This is a genomic window from Pseudomonas syringae CC1557, from assembly GCF_000452705.1.
GTDB lineage: Bacteria > Pseudomonadota > Gammaproteobacteria > Pseudomonadales > Pseudomonadaceae > Aquipseudomonas > Aquipseudomonas syringae_F.
This window is the reverse complement of sequence record NZ_CP007014.1, coordinates 3,890,133-3,913,628: the sequence shown is the minus strand read 5'-3', so window position 1 is coordinate 3,913,628 and position 23,496 is coordinate 3,890,133. Positions and strand designations below refer to the sequence as shown.

Genomic DNA, 23,496 nt, shown 5'->3' with positions numbered 1-23,496 from the left:
AAAACTAAACAATCCGCTGTTCCCGCAACCGCTTGTATAGCGTATTGCGGCTTACCCCCAGGCGTTTGGCCAGTTGTGAAATATTTCCGCCCGCTGCTTGAAACAGCTGGTTCAGGTCTTCCTTTGAGGCGAGGCGCTCGGGTTCCTGGGTTTTTACAGGATCCCGGCATTCCTCATCCATGTGTGCATCGAGCAGAAAGTCTTCTGGCAGGTGTTCGCTGCTGATCGGTTGCTCGTCTGCCAGCGCCAGTGCGACCTGAATCACGCTGTTGAGCTGGCGCAGGTTGCCCGGCCACGGGTGGCGTTCGAACAGCTCAAGCACTTCTCTGCAAAATCCCGCCCGCTGGTGAGGCTCTCGATGACGCTCCCAGATACGCTGGATCAAGGCATGTTGATCGGTGCGCTCGCGCAAGGGTGGCAGTTCGATACTCAGGCCGCTGATCCGGTAATAAAGATCCTGACGAAAATTTCCTGCCAGTACCTGCTCGCGCAGACTGCGATTGGTGGCAGAGATCAGCCGTATGTCCACCGGGTACAACTCGCTACTGCCCAGTGGCTGAACACATCTCTCCTGTAACACGCGCAGTAATCGCGCCTGTACAGGCATCGGCATGTCGCCTACCTCATCGAGAAACAGTGTGCCTTTATCGGCCTTGCGAATCAGGCCGATGCTGCCTTTCTGGTTGGCACCGGTGAACGCACCTCGCTCGTAGCCAAACAGCTCCGCCTCGACCAGTTCTGCCGGGATCGCTGCGCAGTTGACGGCGATCAACGGCTGGCTGGCGCGTGAGCTGGCCTGATGCAGCGCCTTGACGAAGACCTCTTTACCGACACCGGTTTCACCGTGAATCAACAGCGGGATGTCTTTTTCCAGCAAGCGCTGAGCTTGCAACACGGCCTTCTCGACTTTCGCGTCGCCCAGGCTGATTGCTTCCAGACCAAGGCTTTTTGGCACAGCAGGCATCTGCACAGTCTGAACGCTGTGCAATTTGAGCGGATGGCGCGTCGGACGCTTCAACAGGCATTGAAAGCGATTGTTGCCAAACGCATGCAGCGCAAACGGCCGGGCCTCGGTTTCACTGAGCAGTTGCAGGGTCGGGCACTTGAACAGTGTTTCGATGTTGACCCCTGATAGCCGGGCTCCCAACAGATTGTCAGCACGACGATTGGCGCAAAGAATCCGGCCGCTTTCATCAAAAATCAGCAAACCCGCCCACTGGCTGTCGAGGTTGTTAAGGCCGGTATTGAAGATCAACTGGAAATGGCTGTCGCGATACTGATCGAGGATCAGGCGGTTTTCTACCGACTGGCTCATCATCTTGACCATGCCCAGCGTGTGCGAGGGTGGCAGGAAGCTGTCACTGGACACGTCCAGCACGGCGATGATGCGCCGATCGGCATCGAAGATCGGTGAGGCAGATCCCGTCATGAAGCGATTGGCCTTGAGGAAGTGCTCATCCGGTTCGATGTGAATAGCCTGTTCGCAGGCCAGTGCGGTGCCGATGGCGTTGGTGCCCGTACCGCGCTCGCTCCAGCTGGCACCGGCCATGAAGCCTTGGGTCTGCGAAGACTCGACAAAACGCTGAGTGCCCCACGACTTGAGCAACTGGCCCTGAGGGTCGGCCAGCAGAATCAGGCAATTGGAGTTGCTGAGAATGTTTTCATAGACCGGCAGTACTTCTTGATGGGTGGTTTGCACCAGCCCGTGGTGGCGTTCCAGCAGGCGGGAAACCTCTGCGCCTGGCAACTGGCCAAACGATGGGCGCGTCTGATGGCTGAGACCGAAGTCCCGACAGCGGGTCCATGAATCCTGAATGATGATGTCGTGAGCAAGCGAAGCGCTGGGTTGAGACATGAGGATGCCTGCGAAGTGACGTGTTGTTTTTGTTTTTAGGTCCCGTCGGCGTGACCATCCTTGCCCGCAACGTGTGTCCAGTGTCGTTCAGAATTGCTCAAAGTCAATGTTCATTTTGTTCAGTTGTTCATTATTTACTGTTCAGTTTTGTTCAACTGTGAAATGGCTCTCGTCCCCTGAATATGGGCGAACGCTCTGTCTCGGGCCTTGGCTCGAATATCAATGACCTGGCACGAATATCGCTATCTGTAATCAGTCACGCATTCACCCTTAAGAAAAAAACAACAAAAGGGCACGCCATGTCACTCACGCTGGAGCATGTCAGTCGCGCAGTCGATGGCCAGATCTGGATCGACGACGCTTCCTTGAGCTTTGAGCCGGGATCATTCAACGTTTTGCTCGGGCGAACCCTGTCCGGCAAGACCAGCCTTATGCGCCTGATGGCCGGGCTGGACAAGCCCGATACCGGGCGCGTGCTGATGAACGGGGTCGATGTCACGCAGCGCCCGGTTCGTCTGCGCAATGTCTCGATGGTCTATCAGCAGTTCATCAATTACCCAAGCATGACGGTGTTTGAAAACATCGCATCGCCCCTGCGTCAGGCCGGACTTTCCAAAGAGGTGATCCACAGCCGCGTGCAGGAAACCGCGAAGATGCTGCGCATCGAAAAATTCCTGCAACGCCATCCGCTTGAATTGTCCGGCGGACAGCAACAGCGCACGGCGATGGCCAGAGCACTGGTCAAGGACGCCGAGCTGATTCTGTTCGACGAGCCGTTGGTCAACCTCGACTACAAGTTGCGTGAAGAGCTGCGCCAGGAGATGCGCGAGCTGTTTGCAGCCCGCCATACCATCGCGATTTATGCCACCACCGAGCCCAACGAAGCGCTGGCGCTGGGCGGCACCACTACCATCCTGCATGAAGGACGGGTGGTGCAGAGCGGCAAGACTCCTGAGGTCTACCATCGACCTGCCACGGTGCTGGCCGCCGAACTGTTCTCCGAGCCGCCGATCAACCTGATGCCGGGGCGTATCGAAGGCAATGAGGTCAGTTTCGCCAACTTTGTGCATTTCCCGCTCAATGTTGACCTGCGCGCAGTTGGCGATGGTGAATACCGCTTCGGCGTGCGCCCCAGTCACCTGAGCCTGGTGCCTTCCAACGACGACGACCTGGAACTGGCGGTCACTGTCGAGCTGGCGGAAATCAGCGGCTCGGAAACCTTCCTGCATGTGCGCAACGAGCTGTTCTCGCTGGTCCTGCATTTGCCGGGGGTGCATGCCTACGATGTTGACGCGCCGATCCGGGTATACATCCCGACTCATAAATTATTCGTATTCGATCAGCAGGGCGGCCTGATTCAGGCACCGGGCCTGCGCATGGCGAGGGTTGCCTGATGGCCGAGATCCGCTTGCAGAACCTGGCGCACAGCTACAGCGCCAAACCCGGCCCGGACGATTATGCGATTCGGGAAATGAGCCATGTCTGGGAGCAGGGCGGGGCGTATGCGCTGCTCGGGCCGTCCGGCTGCGGCAAATCGACCTTGCTCAATATCATTTCCGGCTTGCTCAGTCCGTCTCAAGGACAAGTGCTGTTCGATTCCAAAGTGGTCAACGAACTGCCCCCGGAGCGCCGCAACATCGCCCAGGTTTTTCAGTTTCCGGTGATCTACGACACCATGACGGTGTTCGATAACCTGGCGTTCCCGCTGCGCAACCAGGGCATGGACGAGGCGAGGATTCTCACCAAGGTCAACGAAATCGCCGATGTGCTGGACTTGCAGCCGCTGCTGAAAAAGAAAGCACGCAACCTCTCGGCGGACGAGAAGCAGAAGGTGTCCATGGGGCGCGGGCTGGTGCGCGACGACGTTTCAGCGATTCTCTTCGATGAGCCGCTGACGGTTATTGACCCACACCTGAAGTGGAAATTGCGCCGCAAGCTCAAGCAGATTCACGAGCAATTCAACATCACCATGGTCTACGTCACCCACGACCAGTTGGAGGCTTCGACCTTCGCCGACAAGATCGCAGTGATGTATGGCGGACAGATCGTGCAATTCGGCACGCCGCGTGAGCTGTTTGAAAAGCCCTCCCACACGTTTGTCGGCTATTTCATTGGCAGCCCCGGCATGAATCTGATCGACGTTACGCCTCAGTCGGGCGGGGTCGGTTTTGCCGATATTCACCTGCCGCTGCCTGAGTCGTTGCAGGAAAAACTCGCCAATACCTCGTGGAAAAGTCTGAAAGTGGGCATTCGTCCAGAGTTCGTGCACGTCTGGGACGGACCTTACGACGATGCGATGTGCGCCGATGTCACCTACGTGGAGGACCTTGGCACCTACAAGATCATCACCCTGAAACTGGCCGGGCAACTGTTGAAAGTGCGCCTTCAGGAAGACAAGCCGGTGCCGCAAGGTCAGGCCTGGATCAGTTTTCCCGGGCAATGGCTGATGCTGTATGCCGACGATTACCTGCTTGAAGCTGCTCCTGTGAGTGAGGTGCCCCATGCGTAAGGTGCAGAACAACAAGGCCTGGTGGCTGGTGATGCCGGTGTTTCTGCTGGTGGCCTTCAGCGCCATTATCCCGATGATGACCGTGGTCAACTATTCGGTGCAGGACATCTTCGACCAGTCCAGCCGCTACTTCGTCGGCACCGACTGGTTCCGGCAGGTTTTGCAGGACCCGCGTCTGCACGACTCTCTGCTGCGCCAGTTCATCTACTCGGGTTGCGTGCTGCTGATCGAAATCCCGCTGGGCATCGCGATCGCCCTGACCATGCCCACCAAAGGTCGCTGGTCGTCGTTGTGCCTGATCGTGATGACCATTCCGCTGCTGATTCCCTGGAACGTGGTCGGCACCATCTGGCAGATATTCGGCCGTGGTGATATCGGGCTGTTGGGTTACACGCTGAACAACGTGCTGGGTATCAACTACAACTACGCGGCGAATGCCTCGGATGCCTGGGTAACGGTGTTGGTCATCGACGTCTGGCACTGGACTTCGCTGGTGGCGTTGCTCTGCTATTCAGGGCTGCGGGCTATCCCGGATGTGTATTACCAGGCTGCACGGATTGATCGTGCGTCCGGCTGGGCCATCTTCCGACACATCCAGTTGCCGAAGATGAAGAGCGTGCTGCTGATTGCGGTGATGTTGCGCTTCATGGACAGCTTCATGATCTACACCGAGCCGTTCGTCCTGACGGGGGGCGGTCCGGGCAACTCGACGACCTTCCTCAGTCAGACCCTGACCACTATGGCGCTCGGCCAGTTCGACCTCGGGCCAGCGGCGGCGTTTTCGCTGGTGTACTTCCTGATCATTCTGTTGGTGTCATGGGTGTTCTACACCGCCATGACCCACGGCGAAAAGAATTGAGGGCCTGGTCATGAGTCTGCGCAAAATAATACCGCTGTGGATTTACCTGCTGTTCCTGCTGGTGCCGATCTACTGGCTGGTCAACATGTCGTTCAAGACCAACACCGAGATTCTCGGCGGGCTGACGCTGTGGCCGCAGGATTTTACCCTGGCCAACTACAAGGTGATTTTCACCGACGAGAGCTGGTACAGCGGCTACCTTAATTCGCTGTACTACGTGTGCCTGAATACCGTGATTTCGCTGAGCGTTGCCCTGCCGGCAGCCTATGCGTTTTCACGCTATCGTTTCCTCGGCGACAAACACCTGTTCTTCTGGCTGCTGACCAACCGCATGGCGCCACCGGCCGTGTTCCTGCTGCCGTTTTTCCAGCTGTACTCGTCTATCGGGCTGTTCGACACGCACATCGCCGTAGCGCTGGCGCACTGTCTGTTCAACGTCCCTCTGGCTGTGTGGATTCTGGAGGGCTTCATGTCCGGTGTCCCCAAGGAAATCGACGAAACGGCGTACATCGACGGTTACAGCTTTCCGAAGTTTTTCGTGAAGATTTTCATTCCGCTGATCGGCTCGGGGATAGGCGTCACGGCATTCTTCTGCTTCATGTTTTCCTGGGTCGAGTTGCTGCTGGCGCGCACCCTGACGTCGGTCAACGCCAAGCCGATTGCGGCGGTGATGACACGCACGGTCTCGGCATCGGGTATTGACTGGGGTGTGCTGGCGGCGGCGGGAGTCTTGACTATCCTGCCCGGCATGCTGGTGATCTGGTTCGTTCGCAATCACGTGGTCAAGGGCTTCGCCCTTGGCCGTGTCTGAGGAGTCGAGAAAATGGAGTGGATGTCCTGGACACTGCCGACTGCGGCTTTCTTCATCAGTATCGGGTTGCTGCTGGTGGGCATGACCGTATGGGAACTGCGCTCGGCGAGTATCGAACGCCGTGGTTTTCTGCCGATAGTCACCACGCGTGGCGACCGTTTGTTCATCGGGCTTCTGGGCAGCGCGTACCTGCACTTGCTGGTGATCGGCGCGACTGACTGGAATATATGGATTGCTTCAGGGATCTCCCTGGTGTGGTTGTTGGTGGTGATGCGTTGGGGTTAGAGGGCGGCCGGGCGCGATTGCCAGGGTGATCCGGCCGGCAGTATTCGAAAAGCGGGACTACATAAAAGCAACACTGGAGATGACTATGTTCAATAAGAAAAACAAGCTGCAACATAGCGTGACGCTGGCAACCATGATCATGCTCAGCGGGTTGAGTGTGTCGGCATGGGCAGATCAGTACGAGGACGCGGCGAAGAAGTGGGCGGCGAGCGAGTTCAAGCCGAGCACGCTTTCCGATGCCGAGCAGTTGAAAGAACTGGAGTGGTTCATCAAGGCGGCAGAACCGTTCCGGGGCATGGACATCAAGGTGGTGTCGGAAACCCTGACCACTCATGAATACGAGTCGAAAACCCTGGCCAAGGCGTTCACTGAAATCACCGGTATCAAGGTCACCCATGACTTGTTGCAGGAAGGTGATGTGATCGAGAAGCTGCAAACGGCCATGCAGTCGGACAAGAGCATCTACGACGGCTGGGTCAATGACTCGGACCTGATCGGTACACACTTCCGCTATGGCAAGGCCCTGTCTTTGACGGATCTGATGGCCAGTCCGGAAGGCAGTAAAGTTACCTCGCCAACGCTGGACCTGAAAGACTTCATCGGTACTTCGTTTACTACCGCGCCTGACGGCAAGCTGTATCAATTGCCCGACCAGCAGTTCGCCAACCTGTACTGGTTCCGTGCCGACTGGTTCGAACGTCCTGACCTGAAAAAGAAATTCAAGGACAAATACGGCTACGAGCTGGGTGTCCCGGTCAACTGGTCGGCGTATGAAGACATCGCCAAGTTCTTCAGCGAAGACGTCAAGGAAATCGACGGCAAGAAAGTCTTCGGCCACATGGACTATGGCAAGAAGGACCCGTCGCTGGGCTGGCGTTTCACCGATGCCTGGTTCTCCATGGCCGGCAGTGGCGACAAGGGCTTGCCTAATGGCCTGCCAGTGGACGAGTGGGGTATTCGCGTCGAGGACTGTCACCCGGTCGGCTCCAGCATTACCCGTGGTGGCGACACCAACGGACCGGCGGCAGTCTTCGCGACCCAGAAATACATCGACTGGCTGAAAGCCTATGCACCGCCAGAGGCGGCGGGCATGACCTTCTCCGAGTCAGGCCCGGTGCCGTCCCAGGGTAACGTTGCACAGCAGATCTTCTGGTACACCGCCTTTACCGCGGACATGACCAAGCCGGGTCTGCCGGTCATGAACGCCGACGGCACGCCGAAGTGGCGCATGGCGCCTTCGCCAAAAGGTCCGTACTGGAAAGAAGGCATGAAGCTCGGCTATCAGGACGTAGGTTCGTGGACTTTCCTCAAGTCCTCCGACGAGAAAAAACGTCTGGCAGCTTGGCTGTACGCGCAGTTCGTCACCTCGAAAAGCGTTTCGTTGAAGAAAACCATCGTCGGCCTGACGCCGATTCGCGAGTCGGACATCAACTCCAAGGAGATGACCGCTCTGGCACCTAAACTCGGTGGTCTGGTGGAGTTCTATCGCAGCCCGGCCCGTGTTCAGTGGTCGCCTACCGGCACCAACGTGCCCGACTATCCGAAACTGGCGCAACTGTGGTGGAGTCACGTAGCCGAGGCGGTTACCGGCGAAAAAACTGCCCAGCAAGCGCTGGACGGACTGGCCAAGGATCAGGATGCGATCATGACGCGCATCGAGCGTTCCAAGGTTCAGGAAGCCAGCAAGTGTGCGCCGAAGATGAATCCCGAGACGTCGGCAGAAGAGTGGTACTCCAAGGCCGAGCAGAGCGGTGGCAAGTTCCTCGCGCCGCAACGCAAGCTGGCCAACGAGAAGCCGAAGGGTGAAACCATCGCCTACGCTGACCTGCTGAAAAGCTGGGAAGCGGCCAAGAAGTAAGTCTTTTCGGGAATAAAAAAACGGCACCTCGAGTGCCGTTTTTTATGGGAGCTGAACAGGTTGATCAGTCGTGAAGGGTTTCTGCCGCGTAAAGCGTGTTTTCCAGCAGGCACGCGCGGGTCATCGGGCCTACGCCGCCCGGAACCGGAGTGATCCAGCCTGCGCGGGGAAGGGCGGTGTCATACACCACGTCGCCGACCAGCTTGCCATCGTCCTGACGATTGATACCGACATCGATCACGATAGCGCCAGGCTTGATCCATTCGCCTTTGACAAGGCCCGGCTTGCCGGCGGCAACCACCACCAGATCGGCACGGCCCACGTGGCCTGCCAGATCCTTGGTGAAACGGTGGGTGACGGTGACGGTGCAGCCTGCCAGCAGCAACTCCATGGCCATAGGGCGGCCGACGATGTTGGATGCGCCGACGACGACAGCGTCCAGCCCGTACAGGTCGACACCGGTGCTTTCCAGCAGGGTCATGATGCCTTTCGGTGTGCACGGACGCAGCAGCGGAATGCGCTGGGCAAGACGGCCGACGTTATAAGGATGGAAACCGTCCACATCCTTGTCCGGTCGAATGCGCTCCAGCAGCAGCGAGGCGTCCAGATGGGCCGGCAATGGCAGTTGCAGCAGGATACCGTCGACAGCAGCGTCTTCATTGAGACGGTCGATCAGCTCGGTCAACGAAACCTGGGTCGTGTCGGCGGGCAAGTCATATGCCTGGGAGATAAAGCCGACTTCCTCGCAGTCCTTGCGCTTGTGCGAAACGTAAACCTGGGAGGCGGGGTCGCTGCCCACCAGAATCACCGCGAGGCCCGGCGTACGCAAGCCTTGCTGGCTACGTTCGGCGACACGTTTGGCGATCTGCTGGCGCAGGCTGGCGGCGATCGCTTTGCCGTCGATTAGTTTTGCAGTCATGACGCGTGATTAACCATCGAGAGGAAATAAAATGAGCGCGCATTCTCGCATGACATGGCGCGAGGGCAAAGGCGCATGCGCTGGATATTCAGCTAACTCCTTTATCTAGCTGAATTTTTTTCAAAAAAAGGTTGACGACCCCAGGGGCCGTCTATAAGATTCGTCGCACTTGCCGGGCAGAGCCCAGCACTGGTTAAGCTAGCACTGGTTGATTCGGTCAGGCAGAGTTGCAAATCAGCTCGGTGTGATTGAAAGCCTTTTAGTTTGTTATCGCAAGAATACAAATTATATAAGTGCCCGTAGCTCAGCTGGATAGAGCATCCGCCTTCTAAGCGGATGGTCGCAGGTTCGAGTCCTGCCGGGTGCGCCATTCAAGGCAGCTTTGGCACAGCAAGTAAGTTGTACCGTCACATGCAATATGGTGGGCGTAGCTCAGTTGGTAGAGCACAGGATTGTGACTCCTGCGGTCGTGGGTTCGAACCCCATCGTCCACCCCATATTAAGAAGGGCGCCAGATTCATAGTCTGGCGCCTTTGCTTTAACAGTTTGAAATGCGGATGTGGTGGAATTGGTAGACACACTGGATTTAGGTTCCAGCGCCGCAAGGTGTGAGAGTTCGAGTCTCTCCGTCCGCACCAGATATACTTTCGCCGGGTTCCAGTGAGAGCCGCGAAAGCCAGAAGAAGCCCGCCTAGTGCGGGCTTTTTGTTGTGTTTCGTATCTGGGTGGTTTGAAGATTTTGAGCGGCGGCGCGAGCAGGGATGCGCCTGCTCCTGTTCACGCCGCGATGTGCTGCTGTCTCAAGGCGGGTAGCGGTTTTTCTGATTATTCAATAACCAGCAATACCTTGGCCTGGCACAGGAGAGACGAGTTCGCCCCAGGGATCTCGATGACTACGCTGTAGCCGCCGGATTCCAGTGATGATAAGTCTGCTTTGAACGAAAAACCTGATTTCAGAAATTTTTCATTATTGAATACCTTTACCAGGTCCGGGCGATCAATGATGGTGGGGCTCTTGAACGTGGTGGGGGTCCCTTTGTAACCGGTCAGGCGAAGTCTCATTTCCTTTGGGGCATCCTGGTTGGCAGTATCTATTGCCCAGCCGTTGAATTCTGCAACGCCTCGCGGTACATAAATGCTCGCCCCTGTTTTCCCTGCAATTGAGTCAATATTGCATTTGTCTGATGAGTAATAAGTAGTCTTGGTGGTTGCTGCGCTTCCCTGGCTTCCTTCTTTATCATTGCACCCGGTCATTGTTACTGAAGCTATAGCCAGAAAACTGAATGCAGCAATCATCTTGTACATGGTTTTTCCTGAAGGGTATCAATGTGTGTAGGGCATTGATTGGTTGAATATTTAAACGCTCTGCCGCGCCATCGACGCAGCTCGAAATTGTATGACTCGCCAATCGCGCGGGTCTTTGTCCTTGCTACTGGAATCTGGCCGGATTATGTAGCGGTTGACAGTGCTGTACAAGGCGCTGCCTTGGGCGCAGGAGGCTCCCGGCGCTTCCTTCTCCCCATGCAGGGGTATTCGGCCAGGCGCTCTGCTCTGGGATGTTGCCGTTCCTTTCTGCAGCATCCGGTGCTTCTATCGCTGCGTTTGGCGTGTGTAAAACCTGGCAGGCACAGACGATTTCCCTGGTTGGAGGTGGCATTCGATTACACATCGGCGTTGTATTCGATGAAGGCCTCCTCGCGGCTGAGCAAAGGACTTATCTGCTTAAAAAATTGTCAGTCCTGTCAAATGCTTGCAATGGGTGGCGCGTCACCGCCACGTTGTGTACGATGCGCGCCGGGTTGAATCAGGCTTGAGGCTGCCCGGCGCCATTGAATCAGCGCATAAAAAAGTGCATTGATTTCAGGTGTCAAGGCTGGAGCCTGGCGTGGCAGGTGTCTGGAGATTTCGTTTTAGGCTCTCCGTTCGCTATGACACATGTGACGTCGAGTGAGAGCTCGGGTCGCGGGAAAGAAGCCGCCTTGAGCGGTTTTTTTGTTTCAGCGTATTCGCTTTACCGTCTCGCTGGTCGACTGGCCTTTTCGCCGTCGGTCGAGTAGGGCGTGCTACATGGATGGAGTCGGTCGTCTCAGGCGCAGATGCTTCTTTATATAGAAGCCGTGCCAGACGCGTCGCCGAGGGTACAAGGCTCTGTTCTTCCTTGCGCCGCTGCGCTCCGCTTTCGTCCTATAAATCCGCCCTTTTTCAGTAGGGTGACTTCTTGAGTATGACCCACTAGAATGCATGCCCTTGATTCTGGGGTCGGAAACGGCCGGCTAACGTCTGTGCAACGAGGAATATCCATGCAAGTTTCTGTTGAAAACACTTCCGCTCTTGAGCGCCGCATGACCATTGGCGTGCCCGCCGAACGCATCGAGACTGAAGTCAACAAGCGTCTGCAGCAGACCGCGCGTAAAGCCAAGATCCCGGGCTTCCGCCCAGGCAAGGTGCCTATGAGCGTGATCCGTCAGCGTTACGAAGACGGCGCACGTCAGGAAGCGCTGGGCGATCTGATTCAGGCTACCTTTTACGAAGCTGTGGTTGAGCAGAAGCTGAACCCGGCCGGTGCTCCTGCTGTAGAGCCCAAGTCCTTTGAAAAGGGCAAGGATCTGGAGTACGTGGCTACTTTCGAAGTATTCCCGGAATTCACCGTTGCCGGTTTCGAAACCATCACGGTAGAGCGTCTGTCCGCCGACGTGGCTGACAGCGATCTGGACAACATGCTGGAAGTGCTGCGCAAGCAGAACGTTCGTTTTGAGGTGACCGATCGCGCCGCCCAGAACGAAGACCAGTTGAACATCGATTTCGTGGGCAAGGTTGACGGCGAAGTCTTCGCTGGCGGTTCTGCCACCGCTACCCAGCTGGTTCTGGGTTCCGGCCGCATGATCCCTGGCTTCGAAGACGGCCTGGTTGGCGCCAAGGCCGGCGAAGAGCGCGTGCTGAACGTGACCTTCCCGGAGGACTATCAGAACCTCGAGCTGGCCGGTAAAGCCGCCGAGTTCACCGTGACGGTCAATACCGTTTCCGAGCCAAAGCTGCCTGAGCTGAACGAAGAGTTCTTCAAGCAGTTCGGTATCAAGGAAACCGGCATTGAAGGCTTCCGCACCGAAGTTCGCAAGAATATGGAGCGCGAGCTGCGTCAGGCGATCAAATCCAAGGTCAAGAATCAGGTGATGGACGGTCTGCTGGCCGCCAACCCGATCGAAGTGCCTAAAGCGCTGCTGGAAAACGAAGTCAATCGTCTGCGCGTTCAGGCTGTTCAGCAGTTTGGTGGCAACATCAAGCCTGATCAGCTGCCGGCCGAACTGTTCGAAGAGCAAGCCAAGCGTCGCGTCGAGCTGGGCCTGATCGTTGCCGAGGTGGTCAAGCAGTTCGATCTCAAGCCTGATGACGCTCGCGTGCGCGAGATGATCCAGGAAATGGCGTCCGCTTATCAGGAGCCTGAGCAGGTTGTGGCCTGGTACTACAAGAACGAGCAGCAAATGAACGAAGTACGTTCTGTTGTGCTTGAAGAGCAAGTTGTAGATACTGTTTTGCAGAAAGCTAGCGTGACCGACAAATCGGTCTCCTACGAAGAAGCTGTCAAGCCGGTGGAAGCTCCAAAAGCCGACTGATTTCTCTTTTCGTGCGAAAACACCCACAAGCCAGCCTTCGCGCTGGCTTGTGCGTATTCAAGACTCGACTATTTGGGAGTGAATGCAGGACATGTCCCGCAATTCTTATATTCAGCAGAACTCTGACATCCAGGCCGCTGGCGGCCTGGTCCCGATGGTTATCGAGCAGTCCGCCCGTGGCGAACGCGCCTATGACATCTATTCGCGCCTTCTCAAGGAGCGAGTCATCTTTATGGTTGGTCCGGTAGAGGACTACATGGCCAACCTTATCGCGGCGCAACTGCTTTTCCTTGAAGCGGAAAACCCGGACAAGGATATCCATCTTTACATCAACTCACCGGGTGGTTCGGTGACTGCAGGCATGTCGATCTACGACACCATGCAGTTCATCAAGCCCGACGTTTCGACCATCTGTATCGGTCAGGCGTGCAGCATGGGTGCATTCCTGCTGGCAGGTGGTGCAGAAGGCAAGCGTCATTGTCTGCCCAACTCGCGGATGATGATTCACCAGCCGCTGGGCGGTTTCCAGGGGCAGGCGTCGGACATCGACATCCATGCCAAGGAAATCCTGCACATCCGTCACCGTCTGAACTCGTTGCTGGCGCATCACACCGGCCAGAGCCTCGAAACCATCGAGCGTGACACCGAGCGTGACAACTTCATGAGCGCAGAGCGTGCGGCTGAATACGGCCTGATCGACTCCGTGATCAACAAGCGTCAAATGCCTGCTTAAGCGGCTCAAAATGTAGGGGGTCGGCACAACCGACCGCCTGCGGACTTGAAAAAGCCCGCAATAGCCTTCATCTTGTGTTGCAAGCCTACCGGATTGGATCGATCGAATGACTGACACCCGCAACGGCGAGGACAACGGCAAATTGCTCTATTGCTCCTTCTGTGGCAAAAGCCAGCATGAAGTGCGCAAATTGATTGCCGGCCCCTCGGTCTTTATCTGCGACGAGTGCGTCGACCTGTGCAATGACATCATCCGCGAGGAGGTGCAGGAAGCTCAGGCAGAAAGCAGCGCGCATAAATTGCCTTCGCCTAAAGAAATCAGCGGCATCCTTGACCAGTACGTCATCGGTCAGGAACGTGCCAAAAAGGTTCTCGCGGTAGCGGTGTACAACCACTACAAGCGCCTGAACCAACGTGACAAGAAAAACGACGATGTCGAGCTGGGCAAGAGCAACATCCTGCTCATCGGCCCGACGGGTTCCGGCAAGACGCTGCTGGCCGAAACGCTGGCTCGTCTGCTCAATGTCCCGTTCACCATTGCTGACGCCACCACCCTGACCGAAGCCGGTTACGTGGGTGAGGACGTCGAAAACATTATCCAGAAGCTGTTGCAGAAATGTGATTACGATGTCGAGAAGGCCCAGATGGGTATTGTCTACATCGATGAAATCGACAAGATTTCGCGCAAATCCGACAACCCTTCGATCACTCGTGACGTGTCCGGCGAAGGCGTGCAACAAGCCTTGCTGAAACTGATCGAGGGCACCGTGGCTTCCGTTCCGCCTCAGGGCGGGCGCAAGCATCCACAGCAGGAGTTCCTGCAGGTGGACACGCGTAACATCCTCTTTATCTGCGGTGGCGCCTTCTCGGGCCTGGAAAAGGTCATTCAGAACCGTTCTACCCGTGGCGGCATCGGCTTCAACGCCGAAGTACGTAGCAAGGAGGAGGGCAAGAAGGTGGGCGAGTCCCTGCGTGAAGTCGAACCTGACGATCTGGTCAAGTTCGGTCTGATCCCGGAATTCGTGGGCCGTCTGCCGGTGCTCGCAACGCTCGACGAACTGGATGAGGCTGCTCTGATCCAGATCCTTACCGAGCCTAAAAACGCGCTGACCAAGCAGTATGCCAAGCTGTTCGAGATGGAAGGCGTGGACCTCGAGTTCCGCACCGACGCGCTGAAATCGGTTGCCCGTCGTGCGCTGGAGCGCAAGACCGGTGCCCGTGGTCTGCGTTCGATTCTCGAAGGCGTGCTACTCGACACCATGTACGAGATCCCGTCGCAAAGCGATGTGAGCAAGGTGGTGATCGATGAGAGCGTTATTGATGGTACGTCCAAGCCGTTGCTGATCTACGAAAACAGCGAGCCGCCTGCCAAGGTTGCTCCTGACGCGTAAGCCACGGTTGTGTGTTTGCGTGTGAAGTGACACGAAAGGGGGCCGTTTAGGTCCCCTTTTGCATTTTCAGGCTGTTCATTCGTCTTGTATGAAGAATCCGATCTTGGCGGGGCGTTTCACTAGAGCTTGTTTTTTTGGAACACTACCCCCATCTTTGCTTCAAGCTAATTCCATCTGTCCCGGCCGTTTGGCCGCTGTAGAGGCGAAATCATGAAGACCACTATTGAATTGCCTCTTTTGCCATTGCGTGATGTCGTGGTTTATCCGCACATGGTTATCCCGCTGTTTGTGGGGCGCGAGAAGTCTATCGAAGCCCTTGAAGCGGCGATGACAGGCGACAAGCAGATCCTGCTGCTTGCGCAAAGAAACCCGGCTGACGACGATCCTGACGAAAAGGCGTTGTACAGCGTAGGAACAATTGCGACTGTCCTGCAGTTGCTCAAGCTGCCCGATGGCACCGTCAAGGTGCTGGTCGAGGGTGAGCAGCGCGGTTCGGTTGAGCGCTTCATCGAGGGTGATGGTCATTACCGTGCCGATGTAGCGTTGATCGAAGAAGTCGACGCGCCGGATCGCGAATCCGAAGTCTTTGTACGCAGCCTGCTGGCTCAATTCGAGCAGTACGTGCAGCTGGGCAAGAAGGTCCCTGCAGAAGTCCTGTCGTCGCTTAACAGCATCGATGAGCCTGGTCGCCTGGTAGACACCATGGCAGCGCATATGGCGCTCAAGATCGAGCAGAAGCAGGAAATACTCGAGATTATCGACCTCTCTGCCCGTGTCGAGCACGTGCTGGCCCTGCTGGACGCTGAAATCGATCTGTTGCAGGTCGAAAAACGCATTCGCGGTCGCGTCAAAAAGCAAATGGAACGTAGTCAGCGCGAGTACTACCTGAATGAGCAGATGAAGGCTATTCAGAAAGAACTGGGCGACGGTGACGAAGGCCACAACGAAATCGAAGAGCTGAAAAAGCGCATCGATGCGGCCGGGCTGCCGAAAGACGCGCTGACCAAGGCCACTGCCGAGCTGAACAAGCTCAAGCAGATGTCGCCGATGTCTGCAGAAGCGACTGTGGTGCGCACCTACATTGACTGGCTGGTTCAGGTGCCGTGGAAGGCGCAGAGCAAGGTGCGTCTGGACCTTGCGCGTGCCGAGGCGATTCTTGACGCTGACCATTACGGTCTTGATGAGGTCAAGGAACGTATCCTCGAGTACCTCGCCGTGCAGAAACGCGTGAAGAAAATTCGCGGTCCTGTGCTGTGCCTGGTCGGGCCGCCTGGTGTGGGTAAAACCTCACTGGCAGAGTCGATTGCCAGTGCGACCAATCGCAAATTTGTCCGTATGGCCCTCGGTGGCGTACGCGACGAAGCCGAGATTCGGGGGCATCGCCGGACTTACATCGGTTCGATGCCAGGAAGATTGATTCAAAAGATGACAAAGGTGGGCGTTCGCAACCCGCTGTTCCTGCTCGATGAAATCGACAAGATGGGCAGCGACATGCGTGGCGATCCTGCTTCGGCGCTGCTTGAGGTGCTTGATCCAGAGCAGAACCACAATTTCAACGATCACTACCTGGAAGTCGACTACGACCTCTCGGACGTGATGTTTCTCTGCACCTCGAACTCGATGAACATCCCGCCAGCGTTGCTGGACCGGATGGAAGTCATTCGCTTGCCGGGTTACACCGAAGACGAAAAGATCAACATCGCCGTCAAGTACCTCTCGCCCAAGCAGATTCAGGCCAACGGCCTGAAGAAAGGCGAGATTCAGTTTGATGAGGAAGCGATCCGCGACATCATCCGTTATTACACCCGTGAAGCGGGTGTACGCGGGCTGGAGCGGCAGATTGCCAAGGTCTGCCGCAAGGCAGTCAAAGAACACACCATGGAAAAACGTTTCTCCGTGCATGTCACGGCGGAGATGCTTGAGCACTTCCTGGGTGTGCGTAAATTCCGCTACGGCCTTGCCGAGCAGCAGGATCAGATCGGTCAGGTAACCGGGCTGGCGTGGACTCAGGTGGGCGGTGAGTTGCTGACCATCGAAGCCGCTGTTGTGCCGGGTAAAGGGCAATTGATCAAGACCGGATCGCTGGGCGATGTGATGGTCGAATCCATCACCGCAGCACAGACAGTGGTGCGTAGCAGGGCCCGTAGTCTGGGCATTCCAGCGGATTTCCACGAGAAGCACGACACGCATATTCACATGCCTGAAGGGGCAACTCCGAAGGATGGTCCAAGCGCAGGCGTCGGCATGTGTACTGCGCTTGTATCGGCACTCACACAGATTCCAGTGCGTGCGGATGTGGCAATGACCGGTGAAATTACCCTGCGCGGACAAGTGCTGGCGATTGGTGGTTTGAAGGAAAAACTGCTCGCGGCGCATCGCGGTGGCATCAAGACAGTGATCATTCCGGAAGAAAATGTGCGTGATTTGAAGGAGATTCCTGACAACATCAAACAGGATCTGCAGATCAAGCCCGTTAAATGGATTGACGAAGTCCTGCAAATTGCGCTGCAATACGCGCCGGAGCCGTTGCCGGATACAGCTACCGATCTGGTCGCAAAGGAAGAAAAACGCGAGACTGATTCCAAGGACAGAATTAGCACGCATTAAGACTGGACAGGCTTCCTTGACAGCTTTTTAGAGCCCTTGTTATAAAGCGGCTCTTTAAAGCAAGCACCAGCAAGCCTTCCTGCGCTCGTTTTGCTTAACACCTAAAACTTAGAAACGTACTCAAAATAGAGATAAGGGGACTTAGAGTGAACAAGTCGGAACTGATTGATGCTATCGCTGCATCTGCTGATATCCCGAAAGCTGCTGCTGGCCGTGCGCTGGACGCAGTGATCGAATCCGTCACTGGCGCTCTGAAGGCTGGCGACTCGGTTGTTTTGGTTGGCTTTGGTACGTTCTCCGTGACTGATCGTCCTGCTCGCATCGGTCGTAATCCTCAGACCGGTAAGACGCTGGAAATCGCTGCTGCTAAAAAACCAGGTTTCAAAGCCGGTAAAGCCCTCAAAGAAGCTGTCAACTAAGCCTCTCGATGCCTTTGCCCGCTGGGTCGGACCAGGTCTGATCCAGTAGCGGAGCGGTGGTGCATTCGGTTGCAACACCGAAGGGTTCGAGCCCTCCCGCTTCGTAAGTTACGAGAAGGCGCATCCTCGGATGCGCCTTTCTTCTATCCGCTTTCTACCCACGCTCCGCGGTTGGTTAGTCAGTACCACCGTTTTGGGGGACGCAAATGCTGCAGAACATCAGGGACAATTCACAAGGCTGGATTGCCAAGACAATTATCGGAATCATCATTGCATTGATGGCCTTCACTGGCATCGAGGCGTTGTTTACCGCTACCAGCAACAAGCAGAACGCAGCTGAAGTCAACGGCGAGGACATTTCTCAGAATGAGTTGAGTCAGGCTGTCGACATGCAGCGTCGTCAGTTGGCTCAGCAGCTCTCGCAGCAATTGGGCAAGGATTTCGATCCTGCCATGCTCGATGAAAAGCTGTTGCGTGATTCGGCCCTCAAAGGCTTGATCGATCGCAAGCTGCTGCTGCAGGGTGCAGCCGACGCCAAATTCTCGTTTTCCGAGGCAGCGCTGGATCAGCAGCTGTTGCAGACGCCTGAGTTCCAGGTCGATGGCAAATTCAGTGCTGACCGTTTCGATCAGGTGATTCGTCAGCTCGGTTACAGCCGTCTGCAGTTCCGCCAGATGCTGGGTCAGGAAATGCTCATTGGTCAGGTACGTGCCGGGGTTGCGGGCAGTGCCTTCGTCACCGATGCACAGGTTGAAGCCTTTGCCCGTCTGGAAAAGCAGACGCGTGATTTCGCTTCGCTGACCCTGCCAGCCGATCCGTCGGCGGTCAAAGTGACTGACGATGAAGTCAAGGCCCACTACGACCAGCATGCCAAGGAGTTCATGAGCCCTGAGCAGGTCGTGCTTGATTACATCGAGTTGAAGAAATCGTCTTTCTTCGACAAGGTTCAAGTCAAGGACGAGGACTTGCAGGCGGCGTATCAGAAAGAAATCGCCAATCTCTCCGAACAGCGTCGTGCAGCGCACATTCTGATCGAAGTGAACGACAAGCTGAACGATGAGCAGGCCAAGGCGAAGATTGAAGAAATTCAACAGCGTCTGGCCAAGGGTGAGAGTTTTGCTGCGCTGGCCAAGGAATATTCGCAGGACCCTGGCTCGTCGAACAAGGGCGGTGACCTGGGCTACGCAGGCAAGGGCGTTTATGATCCGGCTTTTGAAGACGCGCTGTATGCGTTGAACAAGGACCAGGTTTCGCAGCCGGTACGTACCGACTTCGGCTGGCACCTGATCAAGCTGTTGGGCGTTGAAGCGCCTTCGGTGCCGACTTTCGCCAGCCTCAAGGACAAGCTGACCACTGATCTCAAGTCGCAGCAGGTCGAGCAGAAGTTTGTCGAAGTGACCAAGCAACTGGAAGATTCAGCTTTTGAGTCGTCCGACCTGACTCAGCCGGCTCAGGATCTGGGTCTGAAGGTTCAGACCACTGCGCCATTCGGCCGTGAGGGCGGCGAAGGTCTGACTGCCAACCGTGCGGTCATCCAGGCGGCATTCAGCCCGGAAGTGCTGGAAGAAGGCTCCAACAGCAACACGCTGGAGCTGGATCCGGAGACTGTAGTCGTGGTGCGCTCCAAAGAGCATCTGCAACCGCAACAGCTACCACTTGAAAGCGTTGCCGGCTCGATTCGCGCCCAACTGGTCAAGGAGCATGCTTCGGCGGCTGCCAAGGCCAAGGGCGAAGCACTGCTGGCAGGTCTGCGCGACGGCAAGATTCCACTGGCTGCCAAGCAGGAAGGTCGTGACTGGAAAGTGATGGAAGCGGTGACACGCAGCCAGGAAGGGGTTGACCCTCAGGTGCTGCAGACGCTGTTCCGCATGCCCAAGCCTGTCGGCAAGGACAAGCCGGAATTCGCCAGCATTACTGCATCGGATGGCAGCTTCGTGATTGTCCGTCTCAATGGCGTGAATCAGGCGGCTGCGCCGACTGATGCCGAGAAGGCACAGTATCGTCGCTTCCTCTCCTCGCGTGAGGGGCAGCAGGATTTCGCGGCGTACCGTGCACAGCTTGAAAGCAAGGCGAAGATCGAGAAGTTCTAAGCTCGAAACCCGCCCAAAAAGAAGGCCGCTCATTGAGCGGCCTTTTTTTATCGCAGAAAAATGACTGCAGAAAGTGCCGCCCCTTTGGGGCGGCGCCTGCCGTCTTACTCGTCCATGCTGCCCATCGCGGTGGTGTTGAAACCGCCGTCGACGTACATGATTTCACCGCTGATGCCCGACGCCAGGTCCGAGCACAGGAACGCGCCGGCATTGCCGACTTCGTCGATGGTGACGTTGCGGCGCAGAGGGGTCTGCGCTTCGTTGGCAGCCAGCATCTTGCGGAAGTTTTTGATACCCGAAGCTGCCAGGGTGCGGATCGGACCCGCCGACACCGCGTTGACGCGCGTGCCTTCTGGACCGAGGCTGCCGGCCAGGTAACGAACGCCGGCTTCCAGGCTGGCCTTGGCCATGCCCATGACGTTGTAGTTCGGCATGGTGCGCTCTGCGCCCAGATACGACAGGGTCAGCAGGCTACCATTGCGGCCTTTCATCATTTCGCGACCGGCTTTGGCCAGTGCCACGAAGCTGTAGGCGCTGATGTCGTGAGCAATGCGGAAGCCTTCGCGGGTGGTGGCGTTGGTGAAGTCACCATCAAGCTGGTCGCCCGGGGCGAAGCCAACCGAGTGAACGATCACGTCCAGGCCGTCCCATTTCTTGCTCAGCTCTTCAAAGACCTTGTTGATCTCTTCGTCGCTGGCCACATCGCAAGGGAAGCACAGCTCAGGGCCTGAACCCCAGCCTGCGGCGAACTCTTCGACGCGACCCTTGAGTTTGTCGTTTTGATAGGTGAAAGCAAGCTCTGCACCTTCACGATGCATGGCGGCGGCGATACCGGATGCGATGGACAGTTTACTGGCGACACCGACGATCAGGACGCGCTTACCGGCGAGAAAACCCATGTGTTGTTCCTCTTCAGGTTAATCGACAGCTACCGGCGCCAAAAAGGCGGCCTCCAGCAGCTGCTGTGTATAAGGATGTTGCGGTGCGGCGAAGATTTCCTGCGCTGCACCCTGTTCGACCACTTGGCCTTGCTTGACCACCATCAACTGGTGGCTCAGCGCTTTGACGACAGCCAGGTCATGGCTGATGAACAAATACGTCAGGTTGTACTTGGTTTGCAGCGAGCGAAGCAGCTCGACTACCTGGCGCTGCACTGTGCGGTCGAGCGCCGAAGTGGGCTCGTCCAACAGTATCAGCTCCGGCTTCAACACCAGTGCCCGGGCAATGGCGATCCGCTGACGTTGACCACCGGAGAACTCATGGGGGTAGCGGTGCCGGGTATCCGGGTCCAGGCCTACTTCCCTGAGCGCTTCGATAATCGCAGTCTGTTGCTCGGCAGCTGTACCCATGTCGTGGATGCGCAGGCCTTCACCGACGATTTCACCCACTGACATACGCGGACTCAAGCTGCCGAACGGGTCCTGGAAAACGACCTGCATCTGCCTGCGCAACGGACGAATCTGCGGTTGCGACAGAGAGTTTAACGCGTTGCCCTTGAAACGTATGGTGCCCTGGCTGCCGATCAGTCTGAGAATCGCCAGCCCCAGAGTTGATTTGCCCGAGCCGCTTTCACCCACGATACCCAGCGTCTGGCCCTGAGGCAGGCTGAAGCGAATACCGTCGACTGCCTTGACGTGATCGACGGTGCGCTTGAGCAGGCCTTTCTTGATCGGGAACCAGACTTTCAGGTCCTCGACTTCAAGCAGCGGAGCACCGGCCGGGTTGGTCGAAGGACCACCGCTGGGCTCTGCGCTGAGCAGAACTTTGGTGTACGGATGCTGCGGCGAACGGAACAATTCTTCGCACGATGCCTGTTCGACGATGCAACCGCGCTGCATGACACATACGCGGTTGGCTATTTGCCTGACCACGTTCAAGTCGTGGCTGATCAGCAGCAGTGCCATGCCCAGACGCGCCTGCAAGTGCTTGAGCAGTTCCAGGATCTTCAGCTGGACTGTAACGTCCAGCGCGGTGGTCGGTTCATCGGCGATCAACAGCTCGGGTTCGTTGGCCAGGGCCATGGCGATCATTACACGCTGACGCTGGCCGCCTGACAGCTCGTGTGGCAGGGCTTTGAGTCGTTTGCGTGGCTCTGGGATGCCGACCAGCTCGAGAAGCTCCAGCGTGCGCTCAGTGGCCGCCTTGCCGGTCAGGCCTTTATGCAAGCCCAACACTTCGTTGATCTGTTTTTCCACCGAGTGCAGCGGGTTCAGGGAGGTCATCGGCTCCTGAAAGATCATGGCAATACGGTTGCCACGGATCGAGCGCAGTTTTTTCTCTTCGACTTTCAGCAGGTCTTCGCCCGCATAGCGGATGGTGCCGCTCGGGTGGCTGGCGATCGGGTAGGGCAGCAGGCGCAGGATCGAATGCGCCGTGACGGATTTGCCCGAACCGCTTTCACCGACCAGCGCCAGGGTCTCGCCGCGGCGAATGTCGAAGCTGATGTTCTCGACCACGCGCTGCCGCGATTCGCCCGTCACGAACTCGACCGCCAGATCGCGGATTTCGATCAGATTGTCATTGTTCATCTTATTTCCTCGGGTCGAATGCATCGCGGGCAGATTCGCCGATGAACACCAGCAGACTCAGCATGATGGCCAGCACCGCAAAGGCACTGATGCCCAGCCACGGCGCTTGCAGATTGGATTTGCCCTGCGCCACCAGTTCGCCCAGTGAGGGCGAGCCTGCCGGCAGGCCGAAGCCGAGGAAGTCCAGGGCGGTCAGCGTGCCGATGGCGCCGGTCAGAATGAACGGCAGAAAAGTCATGGTCGAGACCATCGCGTTGGGCAGAATGTGGCGGAACATGATCGCGCCATTTTCCATGCCCAGTGCCCGTGCTGCGCGTACGTACTCCAGGTTGCGGCCGCGCAGGAACTCGGCGCGCACCACGTCGACCAGGCTCATCCAGGAAAACAGCAGCATGATACCCAGTAGCCACCAGAAATTGGGCTGCACGAAACTGGCCAGAATGATCAACAGATAGAGCACCGGCAGGCCGGACCAGACTTCCAGAAAGCGCTGGCCCAGCAAGTCCACCCAACCGCCGTAAAACCCCTGCAAGGCGCCGGCGATCACGCCGATGATCGAGCTGAGAATGGTCAGGGTCAGGGCGAACAGCACGGAAATCCTGAAGCCGTAGATGACCCGCGCCAACACATCACGGCCCTGATCGTCAGTGCCCAGCAAATTGTCTCGCGACGGCGGGGCAGGCGCTGGGACTTTCAGGTCGTAATTGATGCTCTGGTAGCTGAACGGAATCGGTGCCCACAAGGTCCAGCCATCTTTCGCCGCGAGCAGTTCCTTGATGTAAGGGCTTTTGTAATTGGCTTCCAGCGGGAATTCGCCACCAAAGGTGGTTTCCGGGTAACGCTCGAGCACCGGGAAGTACCAGCTGCCGTCGTAGCGCACGGCGAGCGGTTTGTCGTTGGCGATCAACTCGGCGCCCAGGCTGAGACCGAACAGGATGAGGAACAGCCACAATGACCACCAGCCACGTCGGTTGGCCTTGAAGCGTTCGAAGCGGCGGCGATTGAGAGGGGATAGCTTCATA

19 protein-coding genes and 3 tRNA genes are annotated in these 23,496 nt (G+C 57.0%); 15 read left to right on the top strand and 7 right to left on the bottom strand.

Translation table 11 applies throughout. The features are described 5' to 3' along the window. Nucleotides 1-4: 4 nt before the first annotated feature. Entirely contained in the window at nucleotides 5-1,855 is a 1,851-nt protein-coding gene (locus N018_RS17200) for a sigma-54-dependent Fis family transcriptional regulator (protein WP_025390312.1), read from the bottom strand. A 299-nt stretch (nucleotides 1,856-2,154) separates the two neighbouring features. On the opposite strand from N018_RS17200, the gene N018_RS17195 reads away from it, so the two are divergent. The 6 genes from N018_RS17195 (at nucleotide 2,155) to N018_RS17170 (ending at nucleotide 8,177) form a co-directional block, all read left to right on the top strand. Next, nucleotides 2,155-3,249, top strand: coding sequence for an ABC transporter ATP-binding protein (locus N018_RS17195; RefSeq protein WP_024644955.1), 1,095 nt, complete (start codon nucleotides 2,155-2,157; stop codon nucleotides 3,247-3,249). Beyond that, a complete protein-coding gene (locus N018_RS17190; protein ID WP_024644954.1) occupies nucleotides 3,249-4,364 on the top strand; it encodes an ABC transporter ATP-binding protein in 1,116 nt (371 codons plus the stop codon). The genes N018_RS17195 and N018_RS17190 overlap by 1 nt, the downstream gene beginning before the upstream one ends. Further along, nucleotides 4,357-5,223 (top strand): carbohydrate ABC transporter permease, encoded by an 867-nt coding sequence (locus tag N018_RS17185; protein WP_024644953.1) that lies wholly within the window; start codon nucleotides 4,357-4,359, stop codon nucleotides 5,221-5,223. Before N018_RS17190 ends, N018_RS17185 begins: the two co-directional genes overlap by 8 nt. Nucleotides 5,224-5,233: 10 nt before the next feature. Further along, a complete protein-coding gene (locus N018_RS17180) occupies nucleotides 5,234-6,034 on the top strand; it encodes a carbohydrate ABC transporter permease (RefSeq protein ID WP_003376266.1) in 801 nt (266 codons plus the stop codon). A gap of 12 nt (nucleotides 6,035-6,046) precedes the next feature. Next, entirely contained in the window at nucleotides 6,047-6,319 is a 273-nt protein-coding gene (locus N018_RS17175) for a DUF2160 domain-containing protein (RefSeq protein WP_024644952.1), read from the top strand. Nucleotides 6,320-6,404: 85 nt separating this feature from the next. After that, entirely contained in the window at nucleotides 6,405-8,177 is a 1,773-nt protein-coding gene (locus N018_RS17170; protein ID WP_024644951.1) for an ABC transporter substrate-binding protein, read from the top strand. Nucleotides 8,178-8,241: 64 nt separating this feature from the next. Here the strand turns inward: N018_RS17170 and folD are convergent, their stop codons facing one another. After that, nucleotides 8,242-9,096, bottom strand: a complete 855-nt coding sequence (gene folD / locus N018_RS17165) for a bifunctional methylenetetrahydrofolate dehydrogenase/methenyltetrahydrofolate cyclohydrolase FolD (protein ID WP_024644950.1) — start codon at nucleotides 9,094-9,096, stop codon at nucleotides 8,242-8,244. 293 nt (nucleotides 9,097-9,389) lie between these two features. Here folD and N018_RS17160 point away from each other — a divergent pair. The 3 genes from N018_RS17160 to N018_RS17150 all read left to right on the top strand — a co-directional run bounded on the left by N018_RS17160 (nucleotide 9,390) and on the right by N018_RS17150 (nucleotide 9,734). Continuing rightward, nucleotides 9,390-9,466: transfer RNA gene (locus N018_RS17160), tRNA-Arg, on the top strand. 51 nt (nucleotides 9,467-9,517) lie between these two features. Continuing rightward, nucleotides 9,518-9,593 (top strand) — tRNA-His (locus N018_RS17155). Between the two features lie 56 nt (nucleotides 9,594-9,649). Further along, a tRNA-Leu gene (locus tag N018_RS17150) sits at nucleotides 9,650-9,734 on the top strand. Between the two features lie 187 nt (nucleotides 9,735-9,921). Here the strand turns inward: N018_RS17150 and N018_RS17145 are convergent. Beyond that, nucleotides 9,922-10,401: a hypothetical protein gene (locus tag N018_RS17145; protein WP_025390311.1), complete on the bottom strand. Its 480-nt coding sequence runs from the start codon at nucleotides 10,399-10,401 to the stop codon at nucleotides 9,922-9,924. Nucleotides 10,402-11,396: 995 nt separating this feature from the next. Between N018_RS17145 and tig the strand changes: the two genes are divergently transcribed. The 5 genes from tig to N018_RS17120 all read left to right on the top strand — a co-directional run bounded on the left by tig (nucleotide 11,397) and on the right by N018_RS17120 (nucleotide 17,856). Continuing rightward, on the top strand, nucleotides 11,397-12,707 hold the full coding sequence (gene tig, locus N018_RS17140; protein WP_024644948.1) for a trigger factor: 1,311 nt from the start codon (nucleotides 11,397-11,399) through the stop codon (nucleotides 12,705-12,707). A gap of 91 nt (nucleotides 12,708-12,798) precedes the next feature. After that, nucleotides 12,799-13,440, top strand: coding sequence for an ATP-dependent Clp endopeptidase proteolytic subunit ClpP (clpP, locus tag N018_RS17135; protein ID WP_002552734.1), 642 nt, complete (start codon nucleotides 12,799-12,801; stop codon nucleotides 13,438-13,440). Nucleotides 13,441-13,546: 106 nt separating this feature from the next. Then, nucleotides 13,547-14,830 (top strand): ATP-dependent Clp protease ATP-binding subunit ClpX, encoded by a 1,284-nt coding sequence (clpX, locus tag N018_RS17130; RefSeq protein ID WP_002552735.1) that lies wholly within the window; start codon nucleotides 13,547-13,549, stop codon nucleotides 14,828-14,830. Nucleotides 14,831-15,040: 210 nt separating this feature from the next. Further along, entirely contained in the window at nucleotides 15,041-17,437 is a 2,397-nt protein-coding gene (gene lon, locus N018_RS17125; RefSeq protein WP_024644947.1) for an endopeptidase La, read from the top strand. 146 nt (nucleotides 17,438-17,583) lie between these two features. After that, complete coding sequence (locus tag N018_RS17120; RefSeq protein ID WP_002552737.1) at nucleotides 17,584-17,856, top strand: HU family DNA-binding protein; 273 nt, start codon at nucleotides 17,584-17,586, stop codon at nucleotides 17,854-17,856. On the opposite strand, the gene N018_RS28310 is transcribed toward N018_RS17120, so the two are convergent. Beyond that, nucleotides 17,849-17,980, bottom strand: coding sequence for a hypothetical protein (locus N018_RS28310; protein ID WP_267872185.1), 132 nt, complete (start codon nucleotides 17,978-17,980; stop codon nucleotides 17,849-17,851). The genes N018_RS17120 and N018_RS28310 overlap by 8 nt on opposite strands. Before the next feature lie 82 nt (nucleotides 17,981-18,062). Here N018_RS28310 and N018_RS17115 point away from each other — a divergent pair, with 82 nt between their 5' ends. Further along, entirely contained in the window at nucleotides 18,063-19,946 is a 1,884-nt protein-coding gene (locus N018_RS17115) for a SurA N-terminal domain-containing protein (RefSeq protein ID WP_024644946.1), read from the top strand. A 104-nt stretch (nucleotides 19,947-20,050) separates the two neighbouring features. Here the strand turns inward: N018_RS17115 and fabI are convergent, their stop codons facing one another. Genes fabI through N018_RS17100 form a run of 3 tightly spaced genes read right to left on the bottom strand, consistent with a single transcriptional unit; the run spans nucleotide 20,051 to nucleotide 23,495 of the window. Beyond that, nucleotides 20,051-20,845 carry an enoyl-ACP reductase FabI gene (gene fabI / locus N018_RS17110; protein WP_005770759.1) on the bottom strand — a complete coding sequence of 265 codons (795 nt, stop codon included), beginning with the start codon at nucleotides 20,843-20,845 and terminating at the stop codon, nucleotides 20,051-20,053. An 18-nt stretch (nucleotides 20,846-20,863) separates the two neighbouring features. Then, complete coding sequence (locus tag N018_RS17105; protein WP_024644945.1) at nucleotides 20,864-22,474, bottom strand: ABC transporter ATP-binding protein; 1,611 nt, start codon at nucleotides 22,472-22,474, stop codon at nucleotides 20,864-20,866. 1 nt (nucleotide 22,475) lies between these two features. Beyond that, nucleotides 22,476-23,495, bottom strand: coding sequence for an ABC transporter permease (locus N018_RS17100; protein WP_024668882.1), 1,020 nt, complete (start codon nucleotides 23,493-23,495; stop codon nucleotides 22,476-22,478). Nucleotide 23,496 lies beyond the last annotated feature (1 nt).